Source organism: Sporosarcina sp. Y352, from assembly GCF_056786535.1.
In genome coordinates this window covers 105,759-127,468 of sequence record NZ_JBXCJE010000012.1, presented here as the reverse complement: position 1 = coordinate 127,468, position 21,710 = coordinate 105,759, and the positions used below count along the sequence as shown (strand labels likewise).

Sequence of the window (21,710 nt, the reverse complement as noted above, 5' to 3'; positions counted from 1 at the left end):
TTTTCCTTTGTTCACTACTCATGTCGCACGACCTCCATCTTATTATTAAAGTATAACAGGAGAGTACTGTACGACAACTAGCCTAACAGAGGGGGGAAGTAGTTACCTCCATTACTCAATAAGAAAAGCCGCCCTGTAAAGGCAGCCGAAGCCCCCGTTAGTTGAAGAAGAACTATTTTTCATGTTTAATAAAGATCCTATTTTTGTTCCACTTAAATATCCAAATCCCGTTGAACTATATGCTGATATTATTGCGATACCAAAAAGTATAACTGCTATTCCTAATAGCACAATTTTCATTTGTTACCTCCTCGTCATTTGTTCAACAAACCTCCCTCTATAAACATTGAAGTATCAACGGTTTACACTTCTCCGTGAAGTGAGGAAAATTATTTTTACATTACTTATAAACAAAGACTTGAATATATTGATTTTATTACCAAGATGAGAGTACGCTTCGCTAAAACTAATGGAAATCATTAGCTTTTCTTACCCATTATTCGATGTACAATGGATCTCTGCGATGCTTATGATGACGTACCCTCCCATGTCTCTTGGCGTCAGTGCGCTTACATTCCTTCGTTCGGTCTATTCATAAGGCAGAGGCCTGCTAAGCTGCCCCAGGGACTCTTGGTCTTAGTGTTAGTACTGTGCCGGCTTCTCCGTGTCATCCTTCTTGTCATAGATTGATAGATTGGAATGTCTTACGCTACCGCTGATAGACAGTGTAGATCAGTCATCATATGCCTCTCATCGAAATGAACTTACTTCTTACAAATTCCATGTAACACTTTCAGTAATTTACCGTAGAGCACGACCATCGATTGTTTTCCCCGTAGGGGATTTTGTTGGCGAGTAGTGTAGTATTCATGAAGCCGTTTAAACGCTTCGTTGTGCCTGGTCAGTGGAGCTATGACTTTAAATAGAACGTTCCTTAATCTCTTCCGGCCCCGTTTCGAGATCTTTTGTTGGCCGGATGAATTTTCACGCAATGTTAATCCCGCTAGTTTGATGAGTTGGCGTGGATCCTCATAATGTGAAAAGCTACCGACTTCAGAGAGTAAATCAACGATTGTGGCGTCCCCTATGCCAGGAACAGCAGAGAGGTATACGTACTCTTCTGTAGACCTAGCCAACTCGGCTAAGTGGCTATTTACTTCTTCTATTTCTTCCTCTAACAATCGGTACTGACGGATGAGCGTGGCGATTTCGAATCGTGCCATCTGCGATCCTTCCGTCAACCCGATAGATTGGTTGGCTACATCAACCAGAAGTTTTGCTTTTGGTAATTGCGGAGCCCTCATCCCCTCTACCTGTCGGTAGAGAAAAACTAACTCTTCAGCCGTTTTCCCTACGATGTCCTGTGGCAACGGTGTTTTCTCGAGAGTAGCGATGGCCATCTTTCCGAAGGTTGAATAGACCTGTGTAAACTCCGGAAAGTACCGATCAAGCCAGCGAATGATCCGGTTCTTGATACTCGACAAATCCTCTGTAAGCTTTGAACGAAGTGTAGAGCCAATCCGCAACTCAGCCTCAATATCCTTTAGGATGCGGGGATAGCTGAAACGACCGTCCTTCATGAGGCGAGCAATGACTACTGCATCTTTCTTATCGTTCTTTGTCTGTAAGTTATCATCCAGTTCCTTTGACCGCTTGACGTGTAATGGGTTGACCATTACAAGCGGGATTCCATAGGAATCCAAGAAATAGGCAAGGTTCATCCAATAGTGGCCGGTAGGTTCAATCCCAACGATAGAATTCATAGGGTAGTCCTCCGATGTTGGGTCAATTTCCACGTTGACACTCAGCATCATACAAGAGGGCTCTTTTTCTTTCAAGTTGGCGCAAATCCTTCAAACAGGAATGCTGCCCCGTTAGTTCAATAAGAAAAAAAGCTTCCTAGGAAGCCCCTGTTGTTCGACTAAAGCACCCGTAAGTTGAAGTACAGTTATTCACAAGATAAACATCAATTTTAACATAATTATCCATTAAAAAAATAACCTCAAAGAATAACTTGCTACAGCTGTTGAATTATGTATTAAATGGAATTTAAGAAAAACACATTTTATAAAATCATAAAAGAATATGAGGGCAACCAGGTGCTTAAAAGTGCTTTCTTTACTATATAAAGGAAAAAACCTTCTTATCTCAAGCAACATGTATATTTTACTATCAAAAATTTTCCTTAATGACAGCATAAAAAGAGGTGGAGTATTACAAGCTTTTGTAAAATTTATATATTCCACTATTTTTGATCATAATGCTTATTCGAAGTATAAATTATGTACTAACGTCAATAATTTATAAGAGGGTAATTTAGGGAATTTTAGGAGAGATAAAATGGATAAAGATAATTATATTGATTTTGTAGCAAGACTGAAACAGGGAAATCCTTCACCAGGTGGATTGGCGCTACTAAGACAATCATTAAATGGAATTCCAAAGTTAAATAATGATGCAGAGATTCTTGAGATAGGAAGTAATACAGGGGCTTCTTTAGCATGTATAGCAGAATACTTTTCAAAAAATAAAGTGGTTGGCATCGATTTATCCCCTCAGATGGTAGCTCAATCAAGACGTTTTATACAAGAATTACAAGATGATGATTTTTTAGGAAATAATGTTAGCGTGGAGGTCAATGATGCAGAAATGATGTCTTTTAAAAACGAAACTTTTGACTTAGTAGTATCAGGAGGGACATTATCTTTTGTTAATAACCCAGAAGTTGCAGTAAAAGAAATTGAGAGGGTCCTAAAACCAGGAGGGACTTTTTTATCACTTGAATATTGTTATTTAGATAATAATCTTCCTCCTGAAACACTACGAAACGAACTAAAAAACATATTAGGATTTGACCTAAATAAATTCACATTACAGTATTGGAACAATACACATTCTGTCAATACGTTTAGTATTGAAGGACTTCAGGTATATAAGCCTTTTATTCATAGGGCAAAAGATACGAGTAGAACAGTTGATTTGGTAGAGTTTTACACAAAGAAAAGAGGAGATGCCATTTCAGAACAAGACAAGATCCTTTTAATAAATGCATTAAATACTTTTAAAGAAAATGAAGAATACACAAACCTAGTTGTGTTTACCTGCAGAAAATGGGGCGGAAGTAAATTATTAACGGATGTGATGAATTAACATTATGAGATTAAAACCATTTCTAACCATTTGCAAAGTTGATACCGGAGATATGACATTAGGTTTAACTGATAGATATCGGGTAAATATACCATTTACCAATGACATAAATTCAATATATGACAACCAAGCCGTAATGAAAAGATTAAAATCATTAGGATTGGTAAATGAAGAAGAAGGGGAATATATAGATAAAGACTCGAGAACTCTTTCATACTTGTCATTATTTACAGATGAGCCTGTAAGTGTACTAAAGCGTTTAAGGAATTTAACTGTTACAATTGCTGGATGCGGGGGGTTAGGTTCACGTATCGCTTTGGAATTGTGTCCTTTAGGTATAAAAAAGTTTATAATTACTGATCCCGATATCATTGAGGAAAGCAATCTTCAAAGAATGTTTTGGTGTAGTAATGGTGATGTTGGTAAACATAAGCTGGATATAATTAAGAAATTAATTAATGATGTCTCTCCGCATACAGAAGTTGAATCACATAGGATTTGTTCAAAAGCTTATTTAGAACAAGATAACTTCAATTCTGATTTCGTTTTTATTACTGCGGATAATGATGATGGGGCTATTCAACAACATATCGGTGACAAACTTAAAGAAAAAAAAATTCCTCATATAGTATTAGGTTATTGGGAATCAACTCTGGTAGCTGGACCAATAATAGATTCTAATTGTAACTACAGCCTTAAAGACTTATACAAAAGTAGTAATAAACACTATAGGGATAGAGTAGTGAGGGATTTTGTTCCGCCCTCGATAGGATTTACAAATTCAATTATCTCAGGGGTAGTTATAAATGAATTTATAAAATATATCGCTGGTTATGAATCAAATTTGATTAACAAGCAATGGCAATTAGATATTTTGTCAATGAAATCTAAGTTTATAAAAGTGATACTTTGAAATATATTGGTAAAAACACTTATCAAAATACATTTGTTACGGAGGAAATGACTAATTTGAAACGGAAGACTTGAGGCATGATAGAGAGTTATAATATAAGCCCCACAGCGTGTAGGGCTTTTATTATAACTCTGACTATTCCATCGATAAACGCTACACTTTATTACTGCATATGAACCAGCTAATCGATGATAATCATATAATTCATCTTCTTTTACTACAAGAAAATCGAGAAAACCAAAACCATTGTTCTTAGTGATTAACATAATGGTAACCCCCTATATTTGAAACATTACTTCTTAAACTAACCTCCCCGTTAGTTATAGAAACTGCTTGAATTGATTTGCTATGCCAACTCCAATTTTCGTGGTCCGTTTACATTAACTGTCATTTTAGGAGTTATTTTGCATCTGTTTTAAGCGTTATCTTGCACTATAAGTAAATATAAAAAAGCCCAATTTCTCAGCATTAAAATGAGAAATTGGGCTTTGATCGTTACTCCGAAAGCGCCCTCTAATGGAATAACTAAAACATGGTCTCAGTCTTTAAAATTAATTAATTCTTCTTTCACTAAAGCTTATCATTTTGTCAAATTACAATTTAGTTAAAATAATTTTCTCAACTGCGGAATGCGTTTTTTAATGAACACATTATCAATTCCGATCCCGTCGTTTGTATTCCAAATAGCTAAGTTTGCTGTATATCCACTATTTTTCAACTCGACAGCAAGTTCCTTGAGATAATATTCTACATGTGGATTCGTCATAGCATCCATATCAAACGCAATGTTCACATGCTTTACGCCCATATCTTTAAGTATCGGCAGTGCTGTCCGCCATGTATTAACACCTGGTATCGCTAGAACCGTTGAACCGTTTTCTACGAGCTCATCCGAACTATATACCTTCTCGATATGTTCGGCTGCAATATCCGCTTTAAGCGCGCCTTCCGTTAGCCAAACAGAGTCAGCTTGAAGAAGCGTGCTGCTATCCCATGAATTTAATTGCCTTGTTGGTACTGCCACATGCACAGGAGATGGATCACCGGCACCCGTTCCGTCTTCTTTTGAGGCGGAGGATAACCAAAAATACCGTTGACCTTTTACCAATTTCACTGTTCCTGAATCTTTACCCGATTCAACTGATTCAGTTTGCCCAATTTCCATAGCTTTCTCCCAAATCATTTCTCCATCAATGAAAGCTTGAACAAGATTCGGTTGTTTTACAACTCTAGCTCTTAAATGGTCAATGTTTCCCGTATTGATTTCCACATCGTTTCTTGGATTATCCACACGGATTTGGAAACCAACAATTTCATTATAGTGGTTTCGATATGGAATCATGATGCCTTCCATTCCCGAAATGGTCCAACCCAGTTCATTACGATAGAATCCAGGAATCCCAGGAAACTTTTGATAGCCTGTTTGTGTCGTAATGTCCTTTACAATCTGCCAAGGTTTCTTTGGAAACGAACGATACCCTCGAATTTCTATTTCATTTTCAGTCATGCCTCTATCCGGATTCTTCAAATGCTGATGATGGGTTTCACTTACATCTGTGCATTGCAACAGCGTCCGATAGACTGAATCAAGAATCGAGGAGGGTACTTTTTTGTTTGTTTTGACCGCATCACCTAATGTATTGATATCTATCTTTTTCTTCTCGTCAAGTCGATGTAACCAGGACTGGAAGTGTTGTGAAAATACTGTTTTACTCTCTGTTCGAATACATACTACTGCATCGCCTTTTTCATTAATCATACAACCGCCTTTTTTTCCACATACAGGACACGTCACACGGTAGTATTCGTACCACCCACTTAACTTTGTTCTTCGCATTGTGTTCATCAAACAACACCCTTTCCCCATAGAACTTATTTAAATAACTCGCTTAAATTTCTTATTGATTGGTGGATAGACGGAAACGATTGCGAGCTGCTTTGGATTTAAATCATCTTTCCCTACAACTAAAACAATCGGTAAACGATCCATATCTCTTCCCTCAACAATTACACGCATCTTTTGGTTGAAAATTTGTGTTTTAGTTAGTTCGCCATTCCAAATGCAGGAGATAATATCTGAACTAGTGTAACCTCTCTTTTCCATGCTTTTTTTCGCGTGTAATGTGATTCGAATTTTCTCTTGTAGTAAAATTTTTTTGATTTGTTTCATTTCCATTGGTACCGCCTCCTGTTTAGTAATATAAAAAAGCGGCCTTCAGACTCGTTGTTCATTGCACACAAATAAATGTGTTCAAATCGCACTGAGTCCAAAGACCGCAAAATGTTCATCACCGCAGAATCCAAGAAAGGATTTGCAAAAGAAATAAAAGTAAAAGAATTAACTACAGTGTAGCATGTAACTAATTGCTCTTCAACGGTTTGATAAAAGCTTTAAATGGTTTGAACATTTTTTCCGTCCATGTGGGCTGGCTTGATACATCTACATCTTTTTTCAATGTAAACTTGCCACCAAATAAATGGTCGGCCAACTCAATAAATGGATCCTCTAGCTTTTCTAGTGCTATTTCTTTGAAATATAAGGGTGTATTTTCGTAGTAATTTTGCATGGTTTCTTCATGCAACGATGGAATGCATGTAAGCATAGAAATACCGAGTTCTTTGCCAATTCTCTTGTTTTGTGAAAATGGATAGTGCTTATTAAAAATCAGATGAATAGGTATGTCTACTTGTTCCTTTATGCGTTGGATATAAGCTTTCCAAGCGAGGGTTTCTTGAATGGCATCATCAACTACAATCCAAAGTTCGTCCAAATAGTGTAGAGAGTCTTGTGTGTAACTGGCCATTTTTCCGGTCGGTAAATCAACAAGTGTTACATCAATAATTTTCGTTGTGCTCATGTAGGATTCCAACGATAACGAATTCCAATCGTATTGAGGATCTTTCTGTTCTAACGGTAGGAACAGGACATTTCTGTATTTCCACTCTGTATTCGTTGTATTGGCGTCCGTTTGGATAGCCTTAGCGTAACTTATCCAATTAGACGGTACAGGCGTGTATCTCTTTAACCAGTCTTTCATAGCATGTTGACCGGTTAACCCTTCTAAGACCGCCGTATACACACGATTTTGGGCTAAAAAGAAGGCAAAGTTTATTGTGAGAGACGTGACACCCATCCGATGAAGCGGTGACCAAATACCAATCATCCTGTTATCTTCCCACTGTTGCCGATTAAATATTTGCTTTTGTAAATTACGAGAGCGCATGTAGTACGGGTTTTCTTGATAATTCACCTGTGTATTGTCCGCAGCTTCCGTTGTTTCATTCGCCTCCCCCTCCCCTTTATTCTCTATTTGTAGCTTTATAGGGGGGAATTCCTTATCTTCAGGCAAGGGCGGCGTTCCGGTGCCTACTTCCATTTCATCGATGACTGCATCCCTAAATTCAGTTATGTTTTGAAGTCCCCTGTGTGATTCTTTGTCTATCTCCTCAGTTTCCGTTAATGGAAGAATCGGTTCACTTGGGTCACTGTAGGCTGGCATTTTCATGTTAGCAAAGACATCGACATTTTGATTTTCAATTGAATCACTCTCTAAAAAACTGTTCGGTAGGTCTTGCAAATAGTAGGAACCCATTTCATCATCGTTGTTTAAATAGGCCATAACGTCCTCAGTTGACCCGAATGCTTTTATGACATTTCCATTTTCTGAGCCTTCATCACTTACAGCTTCATCATGTATACAATAAATTGTAGTATCAGATAGGAATTCATTTATTGGGTTAAAATTATCTTCAGTATTGGTTATATTCGTAATAAACAATGAAGGCAAAGCGTAATTTGGTCTTTTCATCCATCCATTTAGATCCTTCAATGACCTCATAATCATTAATTTATACCCATCCACAGTCAAGAAATCGGTTAATTCTTGTTCAAAGTCCATATCGAACGGGTTTAGTTCATAGATATATAGATAACACCATTTATGATTACCCATTAAGTAATTCCTCCATTCCACAATAAGTGCGACTTCATTAATTGAAAAAATAAATAAGCTCATACCCTTTCAATCAATATTGAAAGGGTATGAGCAGTATTTGCTTTAAGGGATATGTAGTTTGGTTGACTAACGAAACTATAACATATGAAAACGTACTTTGAGAAGATTAATATACCTATTTCTCACCGAGTCTTGTATACTATATATATATTCTTTCTTTTTATTTCTTTTGCAAATCCACCTTATGGTGCGATTCTGCGGTGACGACTATTTGAAGCCTTTGGGCTGTTTGTGTTTCATAGCAATCTTTACTTTTTTTGCTATGCGAACAAACTGCCCAAGGGCTTTTTTGCGTTTTCACGCCAATTTAAAGTGAGAGTAAAAAAGTGTGGGAAAGGGTGTTAGTTATGACGGATTGTATCGTCGAAAGTAAAAAAATGATGGAGGCATTACAATTACCATTTGAACTTAAACATATCGAATGGAGAGTCCAATCAGCATCAAATGGAAATAACGGAAAACGAGTGCTTGTACTCCCTTATATCACATCTAGAACGATCATGAATCGTTTGGATGAAGTATTCGGAAGCTATTGGCAAACTCATTATGACGCAATCTCGGTTTCCGGTGTAGAAGCTTTTCAATGTCGACTTTCACTAAAGATCGCTGATGAATGGATTACACGAACCGATGCGGCAGAAGTCTCAGACATTAATTCCGTAAAAGGAGGACATTCCAATGCACTCAAACGTGCGGGTGTCCAGTGGGGTATTGGTCGTTACCTTTATGAACTAAATCCATTTTGGGTCGACCTTAAAGAACGTGGTGAACACAACGTGTACGGTAATTTCAAAGTGAATGGCCAACAAGAGCATGTCCAAGGATATTTTGATTCACCAAAACTTCCATCATGGGCTTTGCCAGCAGGGAAATCGACTTCACAAAACCAGAAGAAGCCTGCACCTACTGCACCACAGCAAACGAGTCAACCAAACAAGCAATCGGGGCAGCCGGTCCAAAAGCAAAAAAGGACACCGGAAGAAGAACATAAAAATGCAGTAGAACTCGTTACTGAATTACTACAATTTTTGCAAGTGCCAAAGGAATATGTTGGACACCTACTAAAAAGTACGAGTGGTAAAACGCTTCCTTACACACAAGCAACGACAGAGGATCTAGGGAAATTGTATTTCGCCCTTCTTCCCGTTAAAGAGTATGTAGTAGCATGTCGCGCGTTGGGCTTAGATGAGGATAGAATGTTGTACTACGCGCAGATTGTGTTGAAAAAGAGTTTAGAAAACATGTTTTCTTTAGTTTTAATATTAACGAAAGAAAAATGTGCACAAACACTAGAACTGATTCGTGATGATTTGAAAAATGCACAAGTCGGTTGAGAGGCAAAACACGTTAACGGTTTAATGGCATCTATTGCTGTGAACCTGTTTACGTGTTTTTTTATGAATTGAATCAGTAAGACCACACCTTTTGGGTGGCGTGATATGAGGAGAGTTTCTAAATGAATTTTGTCATTTCAAATGTCGAGGTAAATGAAGCCGTTGTAAAGATGGGAAGATTACTTTCTGCAAGGTCGTCAATACCGATACTCGCTGGGGTTTTAGTCGAAGCAAAAGAGGATTGTCTAATGTTTACGGCAAGCGACGGAACGGAGAGTATCATTCACCGAATAATGATAGACAAAGTGGATGGTAATGAAGTTTTCACACCAGGTCGGAGTGTTTTTTCAAAAGAAACGTTTGATGTTGCTAAGAAATTGAAGGGCAATATCACATTCGAAGTAAATGATGCTGTCTTAACGGTATCTCAAAATAAAACGCAACTCGAGTTTCCAACTATGGATGCAGAAGAATACCCAAAAGTCGAGGTTGAATCTAGTTCATCCCCGATAGTCATTTCAGGACCCTCTTTTGCTGATATGGTTTCACGTACAACGTTTGCAGCGTCCAAAAACGAAACACGCCCCATCTTAATGGCTGTTAATATGTCATTTAAAAAAGATGAAAGTGTCATTGTCTCAACGGACAGTCATCGTTTGAGTAGAATCATATTGGATTGTAGTCATAAAGAGGAAGAAGATTTCGCCTTATCTGTACCGGCAAGCATTTTGGATCAAGCCATAAAATCGTTCGACTTGACCCAAGATGTAATGATCTTCCCTAATAATCAATCTATTGCACTTGCAAGCGGAAACGGAAAAACAATTTTGATTTCCCTACTGCTTGAAGGTAATTACCCAGATGTGTCACGATTACTACCTTCCGAATTTGAAACAAATTTGGTAGTGAATCGAAAAGAGTTCGTGGATGGATTGGAGTTACTACAAGCAATCTCGACGAATAGTGTTGTCAATTTGAAAGTTAGTGGAATGTTTGTTGAAATAAAAGCTTCCGGAACAGGTACAAAAGGAATGAAAGAACTTGCTTTCGAATCATATGACGGAGAAGAAGAGTTTTCAATCGGCTTCTCCGCTCAGTATGTTTTGGATGCATTGAAACGTATGGATGAATCATCGGTTCGTCTTCGATTCAACGGTTCTATGAAGCCTTTTGTAATTGTATCTACGGATGACGCGTCTACTGCCATACAGTTAGTACTACCTGTTAGGCAATCATAATAATTACACCGAGAGAGCGTTGATAGTACAAATCTACGCTCTCTTTGTGTTTAAGGAGGAAGAAGACATTGACAGCATTTAATCAAATAAGCGCAAGTCTGTTAAAAGTGAAAGAAGATATCATTGAGGATAGGACAACTAGTGTCTTATTATCTACTGCACTGGTTAATAAATCGGGCATAGCCGATATTGATTTTGACCGATTAAGTATAAGCGAGATTATCCAAATGAGAGATTCTCTATTTGACATCATAACCGAGGAAGATGAAGAAGGATATGTCTTATTAGACCCTGACCATCCCTACTCCCGAGTTAATTCCATCCAATATAAAATGCATGCATTGGAAACCGTACCTAAACAACGTGTGCGGTCTTCCTTTCGCTTTTTGTGAGGTGATGAAAACATGATGCATATAGAGTATTTATACGCAATGCAGGGTTATTTGAACAATCTATTGATGTTCAAGTATCTTCATGATGAAGGGATTGACCTTTCACGATTTTCAGATTGTAGGTTATCTTCCTATAACGAATACAGTGGCAGCGACAACGATAGTTTAGTTAATTTCGAGGTGGTTGCAGAGTTTTTGTTCAAAGACGTCATCATATATCATGCGAACGTTCACAATTTCGATGATGACGACGAAAACTATCTAGCATGTAAAGAACATTGGCTTCAGGTAGTGAATGCTTCTGAAAAGGCAGAGGATAGTCTTCTAGTTGCCGTTATATTGGATTCTTCGTTAAGGAATGCAATAACGGGTTCTGTTGGCATGTCTTATCAAACAGGTTCATGTGCTGAAGCTTATCAAATTGAGGATGGGGTTGTCATCGTGTATGACACCGATTACGGAGAAGCCGATTGGTGTGAAGTTATGGTTTCGCTATTAGAAAGCCGACGAAAACATCTCGCTAAGGAGGAACAACTAAATGAAATGGCAATTTGAGTTTACTGATACCCCAATAAATCCGGAATTTCCTATTACGGCTTATCAAGTTTATACAAGTGGTGCGAAGAAAGGACCTTTCTATTTAACCATGAAAAACTTTTTGACCGCCCTTAAAAATGAGCCGGAAATACATTATGAACCGGACTCTTTGCGTGAAACAGAAAATAGCACACCTGCATTGCCATATGGGACGATTCGCTATTCCAAAAATGAATCTCAAACAATGCAGCGAGTCACAATGGAAATTCCTCAAAAGCAATTCGAAATCCGTTATGGAGATGAAGATTTGCTATATACCGTCGGTTTTCCACGAATGATTATTCAATTTCTAGTTTCATCTAAACAAGGTGAGACCGAATTTAAAATTGATGAAACCAGAATTTATGCTGCTTTGAACGACGGACAACCTACCACAGATAATACAAAGCTCTACACCTTCCCGTACCCTAATGTTGGGAAAGGGAACGGTATTGTCTGTTGGGGACAGAATCAGCGCCTAACCATTCAAAACCTTGTTGAGTTAGAGCGAATGTTCCGTTGGTTTGTTTCCGCACCGTTTAACGAAGATCACGGCGTCCGTACCGCACACGGTATAGCGAGCTTCCGTAAATTGATTGAGGTCATTCAGGACCAGCCATTTGATGATGAATGGCTAATACCGTCAACTAGCGTATTTGGGGACTTATTCGAATAATAAGAAGTCTATAAGCCCTCACCATTTGGGAGGCATGACTCGGAGGAATTTACTATGACTACAAACAACGATTCGCAACAAAATATCTTTTCTATGTTCAATCTGGTTGATGAGCATGCAGAAAAGAAAAAACAAGAAGCAGAAGAACTTCGAGTCAAAATGAAAGCAGAGCAAGCAGAACGCGAAGAAAAAGCTGAAGAACTCCGTAAAAAAGTTTTAGCAGCAGGTGGTGATAAATCTAAAAATCACACTGAAAAGGTCGAGGAATTATTTACACCCAATGAAGATACAACAATACGGTATTACGGAGAATCTTTTGAAATCACTGCTTACTTTTCATCTGAAGAACTTGCAGAAGGCCTTCTTGTAAAGAAAAAAGACAGTGAACCAGAAAGATCACCCCTAGAACCGGAAATGCTTCGTAAACGAATGGAGAAGGACTTCCCTGAATTGGTTAAAAGTCACACTGAGATGATTTTTCTTAAAGCTAAGAACATCATCGTTCCAATGATGAAAGCGAAAAAGAAAGGAAGTTGTGGGAACGTGTTATCTTCGGATAGCACTTCTCCATTTCTTTCTAAAATCCCCTTTTCTGTTCTCTCTGAATTTGTATCACTCGCGAAGTTATTTGGGGAACAAAACTTAGAAGTTCACGGTGATATCTATTACGTCAAGGAGCGCAATGAGTTTTTCTTGGATATTCCGAAACAAGACATCCATCGTTATTGGACAGAAGTGACAGAGGATTCTCTTTCAATGGCAGAACGCGTCCAAGATGCCATTAAGGTGTTGGAGATTCATTCCCATCACACCATGCGGGCCCATCCCTCATATCAGGATAATAAGTCTGAGAGGGTTCCTGGTATGCATTATGCGATTGTTGGATACACCCATCACTACTTGCCGGAAGTCTACCTTAGACAGTTCATATCCGAGGAAGTTGGACATATTAAAAAAGATGTTTCTACTCTGTTTACAAGCCCATTTGAAAAATTACCTGCTTTTGATTTTGAATCAATTGAGGTGTACAGCAAATGAGCATCAATATATTTGAAAAGGCAAAAACGAATTACAGCCAAACTACATTGTATCCCTTCATAGTGCAGATTGGCACAGGTGGCACAGGCGGCTATCTAGTACAGCACATCGCGCAAATGTTAGGGATTTCAAAAGTGAATGCATCATACGTAATTGTTGATCCAGATGTAATCGAAGAAAAGAACCTTGGAAATCAATTATTTTTAAACGAGGAAGTTGGATTAAAGAAAGCGGATGTCTTAGCTAGTCGCTATTCAGAAGCTTATGGTCTTGATATTGCATCATCAAGTGATTCTTTTATTGAATCCGTTGAGCAGTTGAAGAGTTTGTTCACTACCGAGTATATTAATATGTCTTACATGTCTTACGGTCGTACTATATTTTTACCTATCATCTTAGGATGCGTAGATAATAACTACACTCGAAAAATACTTCATGAGTTTTTCGAGGAAACTAAACCTTGTATATATATCGATGCAGGAAACGAATCAACCTCAGTCCCAAATGATTGGCAACAACGCCCCAAGAAGGACTGGACAGAGGCTGAATTAGATGCCTTTAATGATAGCGGTTGGAGTGGTCAAGTCGTGACAGGCGTGAAGCTAGATAAGTTTAAACAAGCGCCGGTTGCAGAGGTGTTTCCAGACATTTTAACAGATGAAGATAGCATTCGTCCTAGTGAATTATCTTGTACTGAACTTTCAGCAAGTGAGCCACAACGGTTAATCGTAAACAAGTTTGCAGCGTTGACGATTTCGAATGTTTTATCCCAAATTATTGAGGAAAATACTATCTCTTCTCATATAACATTTTTCCATACTAAGGAAGGCTATATGCGAAGTACACCAATACAAAAAGAAGAACAAACTCTTGATTAATTCAGAGTTTGTTCTTCTTTTTGTATTATTGACTAGATGCAGATATAAGTACGTCAAAATCCTCAATATGATAAAGGCGAGTTTGTAGAATAGCCTTGATGTCCATCGGCAATTGTCCGATTAAATAATTGGAGATGTCCATCTTCTCATCCTTCGTTATAGTGTTTGAAAGTGATATTTCCAACAGAAATATCAGATCTTCGGCAATAGGCATCTTCGAAAGATGAACAGAACCAACCCATGCATCATCGCGAACAGTAGACCACATAAATAAGCCCCATATTTCATGCTGGGCTGTGAAATATTGTGCTTGCATATATACTTGTGGGGAAAGGAATTCAAGATCAAAAGGAGTTCCTAATAATGTTTCACTGCCACTCTCCTGCGGAACACCAATGTACCTATCATCATCAATGAAAGCTTTGTAGGCTCCATAGTTCGCTACGTCTATCCTGATTTGCTTGTAGATATCGTATGCAGGCTCAATATGTTCTAAAAGTTTAATTCCAAAGGCATGACTGACACCTGTTTGTGTCCAATCAAAATTTTCTTCCAAAAATACTTTTCCCATAAACTTAGGTACTTCGTTTTTTACAAACCCTAATCCCATAGTCCATACATTATCAATCAATTCTGTTTCAGGGTCAGCCAAAATGCTTTCCATTACATAATAACCTTGAAAATATTGACTGAAAACAACTTCTTCAAAGTCTTTGAGTATTAGGTTTTTTTGCTCATCCGATTTTGCAAATCCCAATAATTTGCGCTCGTAAAAGAAGTATAGAGCCTGCAACTCCCTTTTAAAATCATCATCTATTTTAAGTTGATTTTTTAACTTAGCCCACACGACATCATAGATTTCATCTTTATGGTTTATCAATTTCCCGAGTCCTCCCCTGCCTTTGATTTTTCTTCTACTTTCTGAATGTCGTAAGGCGGGGCTGGTTTATCATCAACTAGAAGCCACTGACCATTGACTGGTGATTGTTGAAAAATCGTCATGTAATATACCTTTTGTTTGTTATTTAGAGTGTACATCCGGTAAAAGGAACTTTCGCTCGTACGTGGATTTGTCTCAATATTAGTGATTGTGTAATCAATAATTGGAGAAGGTAGATGAATTAAAAATTGTTCTTGTAACAATTCAAAAGTTCTCATTTGATCCTTCGTTGAATCTGGTAATAGTTCTCTAAAGCTTTCATGAAAATGTGGTGCCAGCTTCTTTTGAAAGTTAACTGGTTCAATTTGTTTCGTATGATACAGGTAGAATAAATGACTGACATAACGACTAAATTCACTTTTGTCAGTATATAAAGTACGTTCTATTGGTACATCTTTTCCGACTTCTACACGTTTGTCTAAATCATTTTTCAACAAAGCCTCTTCAGGCGTAGTTTGTTTGATGTCTTCTAGTGCTTTAATTTGTTCAGGTGATATTTCAACGTCATTAGGAGCAGCGTCTACTTGACTCGGCCCTGGATTTTCTTGTTGAATTTCTTGTTTTGTTTTTTCGTTCTCTTGTTCTGTTTTCTCAATTTCTTTCTGAAACGTTGTTGGTAAACACCCGGAAGTAATAATGATCATAATTACTAGGCTAAATACTACAATAGTTTTTCTTTTAGACTTGATATCCATTTATGGAAACCTCAGCCTCTCTCTCAGCCATCACCTTTTTAAAAATGAGTTCTTCGCTCTCCGGAAGTAGATAATTAAACTCTAGAATCTCGTTAGCAGGTCTTTGAGCAGTGATGGACCTAGTGACAACAGAATGAAATGGTTTAATGTCGAAAGAAGAACCTTTCACGTAAAGGGTTGCATTGAAATAACTCCCGAAGTAATAGGGTATGTCCTTTGTAATCCCTCCCGGTAAATTTGTATCAACTGAAACACCTTTTTTAGTTTTACGTGCAAATAGAGAAATCCATAACAAGAATGTACTTGTCTTCACCATTCGTGGATCAATGGCAGTAACCATTCCATCCGTTGTCCATTCCTGTAGAATCCTCTCTAGTATTATGGATTGTTTGATATGACCAATGTTGGTTTCAATATCATAACGAATGTGATTTTCAATGCCATTGCGATGGACATAGCTATGAAAGAGTGAAACTTTCCTATCCACTAAATTAAAGTGTACTTCTTTCCCTTTGGGGGTTTTCACGATTTGACATTCAGAGAAAAACACAGCAACAATTAAATCTTCTAAGGGCCTGCTTGAACGCATAAGTAGCTACATAATATTAACAAGAATTAATATTATGCAGATTTCCCCCCTTTCTTTTTTTTAAAAAAAGAGCACCACACAGAAGGCGAAGACTTATATCTTCGCTTAATTCTGCGGGGTGCTCCCGGTTATATATTTAATTTACCAAACTATTATTTGTTCTTTCCACATTATAATCGACTCTTTGCATTCGTTCAAGGGATTCTTTTAAAAGTCGCGTAGTTGTGTGTAGATTCACACCTAATTCTTCTTGAATCTCTTCAATTTTCATATTCCGAACTTTATATAAGTAATGGACATATGCGAAGCGTACTTCTTCTGAACGAAATTGAATCCCGAGGTATTCGGATAGGGATACAATGTGGTCCTTTATTGATCCCAGTCGAAGGTTTACATACTCACCGGCCACCTTTGATGACAGTAGATATGGCACACCTCGAAAGACTGCTCGTTCAATTCCAGATATTAATACAATTACCTCTTCTGGTTCTGTAAACGTTAGGTAGTGGACATCATGTGACTTTTTTTCTATACATACTGCCATTTCGTTACCATAATCCTCAATATTATCAATCGTTATTTGAATGATGTCCCGGACACGTATCCCCTTCATATAAAATATAAACAACAGTTTGGCGGTTAAAGTGGGTTTATGATCTTTTAAGAGTTGCGGTTTTATGTGTAACAAGTCAGCATAATTTATTTCAATATCATTAGCAGTTTTTAAATCCAACTTTTTAGCATATTTGAATTTTGGCATGAAATCTACTTGTACTATTCCTTTTTGCCAGAGGTAGTCAAACCATCCACGGATAAAAATTAGTTTTCGGTTGACAGTAGTATCTTTAATATCTGTTGAGCGTTCATTATCTAGGTATTCTCTAATATCGACAGGGCGGATTTCGTGGGGTTCAACCGTTTTTTTATACTTTTGATTTATGAAAGCTATTAAGCTACGTATCATTCTTACTTCATGAACAACCGTATTCGGACTAATACCATTAGATAAACGAAACTTTTCATATCCATAAGGCATCTTCCCTTCACTCCTTCCCTTTGTCTAATTAAGTTTAGCATAAATTATACCCTTTCAAACAAACATGACCGTTTCTATATATTAAATATACTCAACCAGATTAATTATAAGAGCAAATTACAAACAGAATAGGAAAAACACTCGAAGGCTATGCGCCCCTAAGGAACACAAAGCGCGTCTATGTTTCGATGATGTTGGATAAAAACGGTAATAACTAATGATATTTTTATCCCCTTATTAGGATCCTTTTAATAGTTTAGGTACTTATCAAATAGAAAGACAACATTTTTAATAGATATAATAAGGGAAATATTTGTTAAATACCTGGTTTATCAGTACTAAGCGACCTATATAGCAACCCTTCTTGAGCTAATGGCTTTAACCAATGTGTTTGAAATTAATTGAAGGAATGACAAATAAGCTGAAAACCTCTTTTTCAAAAAAGATTTCAGCTTATGATATATGAATTTTCAAATGGAGTCTAATTAGTTAATCTTGTTCAATTAACCAGTTATACATTGGTACAGGCCTTACCTTTACCCTTTGCGGGGTAAAATTTTGCATTCGTTTGCGTTTTTGTTTTAGCAGCCTATCAAATGCTTCTTTTTGTACAAAAAGTCCATCCTCGGCGCAGATAATCATAAATTTCCGCCACTCAATGGGGTTAACATGTATTGGTCGAAGTCTTGTATCAGATTTTAGGAAATTTGAATTTTGCACTTCATACTCTGATTCTACTTCGTTTTTTAAATACAGCCATTCGGATTTATTAAATGAAAGTTGACAATAATCTACTTTCATCTTCATTATTTCTCCATCTAAAAGTACTTTATGATTCATTGAACCGCGTTCACTATAGAACGTCAATAATTCCCCAATGGTATTATAATCAACCTGGTATTCATTACAGACGACAATTTTCCAATCGGCTTTCCAAAAAGAGTTGACTGCACGAGGCATCCACTTGTCGTGATAGGCAGCACCAGTTAACACCTTACGAATTTCCGTAAGTATATAAAAGTCCATGAAGTAGTTCGCAACCTTATCTTCTCTATCAAAATGTAATAGATTATATGCATTGTCTTTTAAAAATGCCTGCAAGGACTTACGATATATCGCAAGTCCAGTATGTCCGGCTACTCTGTATAAGTCGTTTTTATAACCAAGAATATAATTTATATTCATAGAACTCATTTCATTCCAAGCGATATGATGTGCATCTGCAAATTGAATAAACTCCGTTTTTGACGCAGTAAGTTTTAGTTCATCATTCACAGTCTCAGGGGATATTCTAACCTGAATAACACGTTCTCTACTTTGACGCAAACTTGTCCGCTTCTTTTTTTGTCCAATGGAAAAGCTAAAATAAGAGTAGAAACGTTCTTCAAGTAAAGGTGATTTTGCTGTAAGAATTTGAACATGTGTGTTCTTTAACTGATTACTATTCAACTTAATCTCTATAAAGCCGTCACGTATTAGTTTTAGAAGCGCTTCTGAAACTTCATGGAAGGTTTCGAAATAATTGACACCTGTCCCCTCTTTATGGACTTTGTTACGATAGAGGTTTTCAATATGTATTTTTCTCCAATCACCCATACGTGTTGCACTAGTAAAATAATAAAAAAGACGCTTATATCGTAAGGAATAAGCGCGTATGGACATGGATGAATACGCGTTGATTAGCTTCATGTAGCTTAATTCGCTATTTGAGCCATTCGTATGGATATGAAACCGTGAATAGTATAGATTTCCAATTTGAACGATAAGTTTGTGGTGTTTAGCTTCACGTAGGACACGTGCATATGTATTAGATTGCATAGAAAGGTCAAAGCGTGCCTGGTTTAAGGGTATTATAATCTTCCCATCATGATCAATAAACGGGCTTAGATACATTAAAAAGTCCATGGTTGAACCCGATATCTCTAGTAAACCTTTTCCGAAACTATGGACCAATTTTTGGCTTGGCTTTGCTAATCGAATGCTTTTGGTATTATTCACATTAGTCATTAATATATTTGAAATCATTATTCTGCCCCCAATTGACTGTATGATTTAGCAAGTTTATATAGGTCGTTTGAAATCTTGATGGCGGTCTTTTTTTATTAAAGACAAACCCTCGTGTATTTGAATACATGAGGGTTTGTCTTATTTAAAAGTCAAAAACCGCCATCTACGAAAAAACAACCTCAAAAGTAGTTGAAAACAACTTCTTTTCATCCCTACAAATCTCGTCATTAATGTATTGCATAAGGGTTAGCAGTTTGGTATTATGAATATGTACCGCACACGCCCTAAAAGGCAAAATTAAAGACGACCTGTACAATTTTTCGAAAAAAATTGACAAGTTGATCTATAGTATTTAATTGGTAATCGGTAATCTTTAATTGGTAGTGTTTAGTTGTAGCAATAAAGATCTGATATGTTCTCCTATTGTTCGTTGCAAGAAGAGAACGGTGTTAACTGTGCCTGGTACTCGAAAAAAAAAATATGATCGTCCGTGAACTTGTCTGGTAAACAAGTTCTTTTTTTGTCTTAAAACAGAAAAAGTCTGATGAAATCAACTTTAGAATTCTCAATTTAAGCAAGGAATTCATGCTTAAATAAACGATAATCCTCGTATGTATATCCTCTGGATTACTTTTGAATATACATACGACGATTTACGTTCGCAGGAGTGGTTAAATTCATGTTAGCAAATTACTACATACTTCGCAAATAGTTTTTAAGTTCAATAGTTTTCTAATTGCTTATTGTATTCAGTCATGATATTATTTTAAATACAATCATATAAAATCTTACCAAACGAGTCTTTTGAACTCTTCAAAGAATTTCGGCGGTGAGTGGTAATAAAAACCCGTAGTTATCATAACTACGGGTTTTTATATTGGTCTTTTATTGATGTAATCCATTATTTGAAGTACTGAATTACGAGCAGTCCTGCTAAGCAGAAAACCATACCGGCGAAGCTTATTTTAGTCAGCTTCATTGAATTCTGAAGTAAGAACATCGTTCATCACCCTTTCATTGTTTTCGATTTCGCTGAATTGGAAATGATTCTTTAGAGAAAGTTGTTTCAATGTATCGATTTTCTTTTGTGATTCATCTATTTTTAATAATATTTCCTGTTCGTCCGTTTTCGTAGTCTCTAATGCCTCCTGTAGTTTTAACTTCTTTTCTTCAAATGAACTTAATCCCTCAACCAATCCATCTTGTGCTGGAGATTTTCGTTTAAACAATCTTGAGAGCATCCCACCTGCTTGATTACTCTCAATGGAAGCGTTGGTTGTCTGCATGAATGCAAGATACCCATCTAAGTCATCTATACGACCCTGAATGCTCCATGCTCTTTCACCATTTAATTTCAAGTCGAGTTGTAACAATGTTTGTTCTGATCTAATAGTGGTTTCGATTTCTTTGTATTCTTCATATGACTTGATGGTTGCCATTAAGTGATTCAGATTTTCTGCGGCTAGTTTTCTAGCAATTTCGTGATAATCAGTATCTGTACTTGTACTTGTTCTTGATTCTACCTTATATTCTCTTGCATCAATTGTTGCAGCAGTTTCCACCCTAGTCCCTATAATTGCAGCTATATCTATCGGTGCAAAATCATTTTTACTTAATACAAGAAGCATTTTAAACTTAAATAATGATACCCAATCATATCTATAGAATCGTTCCTGTTTATAAACACCTAGGTAGGAACCCAGATCATTACGGTTTATATAATTTAATAATGTCTGTTCTTTACCAATCATATTTAAAATTTCAGCAGCTTGCTTCGATGAATATGTATCGGTAAATGTGACTTTTGAGAAGTAGTCTTCATCCTTAAAAAGAATATCCTCTAGCCCTTCATTTGAAATGCGCCTAAGTAAAGGATCTGTATTAAATTTGTTTTTATAATGGCTTACTAATTCTTGATGATTCACATCACCACATCCCTTCTATTCACTTAACTATAAGGTTTAATGGGTAGGTATGACAAGGGATTTACGGCTAATAATTGCGATTGATGGGAAATGATTTGAAAAAATCAACACAACTCATTTTAAATCATGTGCAATATTTTGGAATTGATTGCAATTGCAATAGTTATTGTAGATGATTTTGTGTGAGTAATAGACAATAGTAATATACTCAGAAAATCCAGAGTAAGCCTGTCTATTCACGGTTATTGTGAATGATGGGAAGTGATTTGAAGAAATAAACTCAATTGCAATTTATATCATTTGCAAT

At 36.9% G+C, this 21,710-nt stretch carries 19 protein-coding genes and 1 pseudogene; 9 read left to right on the top strand and 11 right to left on the bottom strand.

The genetic code is table 11. The features are described 5' to 3' along the window. Nucleotides 1–111: 111 nt before the first annotated feature. Together AC1TO6_RS17225 and AC1TO6_RS17220 are read right to left on the bottom strand one after the other, a co-directional pair. On the bottom strand, nt 112–300 hold the full coding sequence (locus AC1TO6_RS17225) for a hypothetical protein (protein ID WP_482102859.1): 189 nt from the start codon (nt 298–300) through the stop codon (nt 112–114). Between the two features lie 464 nt (nt 301–764). Beyond that, nucleotides 765–1,754: pseudogene (locus AC1TO6_RS17220) on the bottom strand (IS110 family RNA-guided transposase); the annotation flags it as partial. A gap of 586 nt (nt 1,755–2,340) precedes the next feature. Here AC1TO6_RS17220 and AC1TO6_RS17215 point away from each other — a divergent pair. Together AC1TO6_RS17215 and AC1TO6_RS17210 are read left to right on the top strand one after the other, a co-directional pair. Then, nucleotides 2,341–3,150: a class I SAM-dependent methyltransferase gene (locus tag AC1TO6_RS17215; protein WP_482102858.1), complete on the top strand. Its 810-nt coding sequence runs from the start codon at nt 2,341–2,343 to the stop codon at nt 3,148–3,150. A 4-nt stretch (nt 3,151–3,154) separates the two neighbouring features. After that, nucleotides 3,155–4,063: a ThiF family adenylyltransferase gene (locus AC1TO6_RS17210; RefSeq protein ID WP_482102857.1), complete on the top strand. Its 909-nt coding sequence runs from the start codon at nt 3,155–3,157 to the stop codon at nt 4,061–4,063. A 604-nt stretch (nt 4,064–4,667) separates the two neighbouring features. Here AC1TO6_RS17210 and AC1TO6_RS17205 read toward each other — a convergent pair. The 3 genes from AC1TO6_RS17205 to AC1TO6_RS17195 form a co-directional block, all read right to left on the bottom strand. Continuing rightward, nucleotides 4,668–5,909 (bottom strand): toprim domain-containing protein, encoded by a 1,242-nt coding sequence (locus tag AC1TO6_RS17205; RefSeq protein WP_482102856.1) that lies wholly within the window; start codon nt 5,907–5,909, stop codon nt 4,668–4,670. 30 nt (nt 5,910–5,939) lie between these two features. Then, entirely contained in the window at nt 5,940–6,239 is a 300-nt protein-coding gene (locus tag AC1TO6_RS17200) for a DUF4258 domain-containing protein (protein WP_482102855.1), read from the bottom strand. 184 nt (nt 6,240–6,423) lie between these two features. Further along, complete coding sequence (locus tag AC1TO6_RS17195) at nt 6,424–8,016, bottom strand: hypothetical protein (protein ID WP_482102854.1); 1,593 nt, start codon at nt 8,014–8,016, stop codon at nt 6,424–6,426. Nucleotides 8,017–8,426: 410 nt separating this feature from the next. On the opposite strand from AC1TO6_RS17195, the gene AC1TO6_RS17190 reads away from it, so the two are divergent. The 7 genes from AC1TO6_RS17190 (at nt 8,427) to AC1TO6_RS17160 (ending at nt 14,211) form a co-directional block, all read left to right on the top strand. Then, nucleotides 8,427–9,413, top strand: coding sequence for a Rad52/Rad22 family DNA repair protein (locus tag AC1TO6_RS17190; RefSeq protein WP_482102853.1), 987 nt, complete (start codon nt 8,427–8,429; stop codon nt 9,411–9,413). 122 nt (nt 9,414–9,535) lie between these two features. Then, nucleotides 9,536–10,651 (top strand): DNA polymerase III subunit beta, encoded by a 1,116-nt coding sequence (gene dnaN, locus AC1TO6_RS17185; protein WP_482102852.1) that lies wholly within the window; start codon nt 9,536–9,538, stop codon nt 10,649–10,651. A 68-nt stretch (nt 10,652–10,719) separates the two neighbouring features. After that, the gene (locus tag AC1TO6_RS17180) at nt 10,720–11,043 is read left to right on the top strand and encodes a hypothetical protein (protein WP_482102851.1); all 324 of its coding nucleotides are present in this window, start codon (nt 10,720–10,722) and stop codon (nt 11,041–11,043) included. Between the two features lie 12 nt (nt 11,044–11,055). Beyond that, nucleotides 11,056–11,598 (top strand): hypothetical protein, encoded by a 543-nt coding sequence (locus AC1TO6_RS17175; protein WP_482102850.1) that lies wholly within the window; start codon nt 11,056–11,058, stop codon nt 11,596–11,598. Further along, a complete protein-coding gene (locus AC1TO6_RS17170) occupies nt 11,582–12,295 on the top strand; it encodes a hypothetical protein (protein WP_482102849.1) in 714 nt (237 codons plus the stop codon). The genes AC1TO6_RS17175 and AC1TO6_RS17170 overlap by 17 nt, the downstream gene beginning before the upstream one ends. 54 nt (nt 12,296–12,349) lie before the next feature. Further along, entirely contained in the window at nt 12,350–13,333 is a 984-nt protein-coding gene (locus tag AC1TO6_RS17165; RefSeq protein ID WP_482102848.1) for a hypothetical protein, read from the top strand. Then, nucleotides 13,330–14,211, top strand: a complete 882-nt coding sequence (locus AC1TO6_RS17160; protein ID WP_482102847.1) for a ThiF family adenylyltransferase — start codon at nt 13,330–13,332, stop codon at nt 14,209–14,211. The genes AC1TO6_RS17165 and AC1TO6_RS17160 overlap by 4 nt, the downstream gene beginning before the upstream one ends. A gap of 25 nt (nt 14,212–14,236) precedes the next feature. Here the strand turns inward: AC1TO6_RS17160 and AC1TO6_RS17155 are convergent, their stop codons facing one another. The 6 genes from AC1TO6_RS17155 to AC1TO6_RS17130 form a co-directional block, all read right to left on the bottom strand. After that, entirely contained in the window at nt 14,237–15,091 is an 855-nt protein-coding gene (locus tag AC1TO6_RS17155; RefSeq protein WP_482102846.1) for a hypothetical protein, read from the bottom strand. Next, nucleotides 15,088–15,846, bottom strand: coding sequence for a hypothetical protein (locus tag AC1TO6_RS17150; RefSeq protein WP_482102845.1), 759 nt, complete (start codon nt 15,844–15,846; stop codon nt 15,088–15,090). The genes AC1TO6_RS17155 and AC1TO6_RS17150 overlap by 4 nt, the downstream gene beginning before the upstream one ends. Further along, nucleotides 15,830–16,372, bottom strand: a complete 543-nt coding sequence (locus AC1TO6_RS17145; RefSeq protein ID WP_482102844.1) for a hypothetical protein — start codon at nt 16,370–16,372, stop codon at nt 15,830–15,832. The genes AC1TO6_RS17150 and AC1TO6_RS17145 overlap by 17 nt, the downstream gene beginning before the upstream one ends. 199 nt (nt 16,373–16,571) lie before the next feature. Further along, on the bottom strand, nt 16,572–17,471 hold the full coding sequence (locus tag AC1TO6_RS17140) for a site-specific integrase (RefSeq protein ID WP_482102843.1): 900 nt from the start codon (nt 17,469–17,471) through the stop codon (nt 16,572–16,574). Between the two features lie 489 nt (nt 17,472–17,960). Beyond that, nucleotides 17,961–19,496, bottom strand: a complete 1,536-nt coding sequence (locus AC1TO6_RS17135; protein ID WP_482102842.1) for a hypothetical protein — start codon at nt 19,494–19,496, stop codon at nt 17,961–17,963. Nucleotides 19,497–20,443: 947 nt separating this feature from the next. Then, nucleotides 20,444–21,403, bottom strand: a complete 960-nt coding sequence (locus tag AC1TO6_RS17130; RefSeq protein WP_482102841.1) for a hypothetical protein — start codon at nt 21,401–21,403, stop codon at nt 20,444–20,446. Between the last annotated feature and the right edge of the window lie 307 nt (nt 21,404–21,710).

Excerpts from the sequence above, each read along its gene's own strand:
- AC1TO6_RS17140 (WP_482102843.1), bottom strand. The coding sequence starts at position 17,471 with ATGCCTTATGGATATGAAAAGTTTCGTTTATCTAATGGTATTAGTCCG.
- AC1TO6_RS17215 (WP_482102858.1), top strand. The coding sequence starts at position 2,341 with ATGGATAAAGATAATTATATTGATTTTGTAGCAAGACTGAAACAGGGA.
- dnaN (WP_482102852.1), top strand. The coding sequence starts at position 9,536 with ATGAATTTTGTCATTTCAAATGTCGAGGTAAATGAAGCCGTTGTAAAG.
- AC1TO6_RS17135 (WP_482102842.1), bottom strand. The coding sequence starts at position 19,496 with ATGATTTCAAATATATTAATGACTAATGTGAATAATACCAAAAGCATT.
- AC1TO6_RS17195 (WP_482102854.1), bottom strand. The coding sequence starts at position 8,016 with ATGGGTAATCATAAATGGTGTTATCTATATATCTATGAACTAAACCCG.
- AC1TO6_RS17170 (WP_482102849.1), top strand. The coding sequence starts at position 11,582 with ATGAAATGGCAATTTGAGTTTACTGATACCCCAATAAATCCGGAATTT.
- AC1TO6_RS17200 (WP_482102855.1), bottom strand. The coding sequence starts at position 6,239 with ATGGAAATGAAACAAATCAAAAAAATTTTACTACAAGAGAAAATTCGA.
- AC1TO6_RS17165 (WP_482102848.1), top strand. The coding sequence starts at position 12,350 with ATGACTACAAACAACGATTCGCAACAAAATATCTTTTCTATGTTCAAT.
- AC1TO6_RS17190 (WP_482102853.1), top strand. The coding sequence starts at position 8,427 with ATGACGGATTGTATCGTCGAAAGTAAAAAAATGATGGAGGCATTACAA.
- AC1TO6_RS17205 (WP_482102856.1), bottom strand. The coding sequence starts at position 5,909 with ATGAACACAATGCGAAGAACAAAGTTAAGTGGGTGGTACGAATACTAC.
- AC1TO6_RS17150 (WP_482102845.1), bottom strand. The coding sequence starts at position 15,846 with ATGGATATCAAGTCTAAAAGAAAAACTATTGTAGTATTTAGCCTAGTA.
- AC1TO6_RS17225 (WP_482102859.1), bottom strand. The coding sequence starts at position 300 with ATGAAAATTGTGCTATTAGGAATAGCAGTTATACTTTTTGGTATCGCA.
- AC1TO6_RS17175 (WP_482102850.1), top strand. The coding sequence starts at position 11,056 with ATGATGCATATAGAGTATTTATACGCAATGCAGGGTTATTTGAACAAT.
- AC1TO6_RS17160 (WP_482102847.1), top strand. The coding sequence starts at position 13,330 with ATGAGCATCAATATATTTGAAAAGGCAAAAACGAATTACAGCCAAACT.
- AC1TO6_RS17210 (WP_482102857.1), top strand. The coding sequence starts at position 3,155 with ATGAGATTAAAACCATTTCTAACCATTTGCAAAGTTGATACCGGAGAT.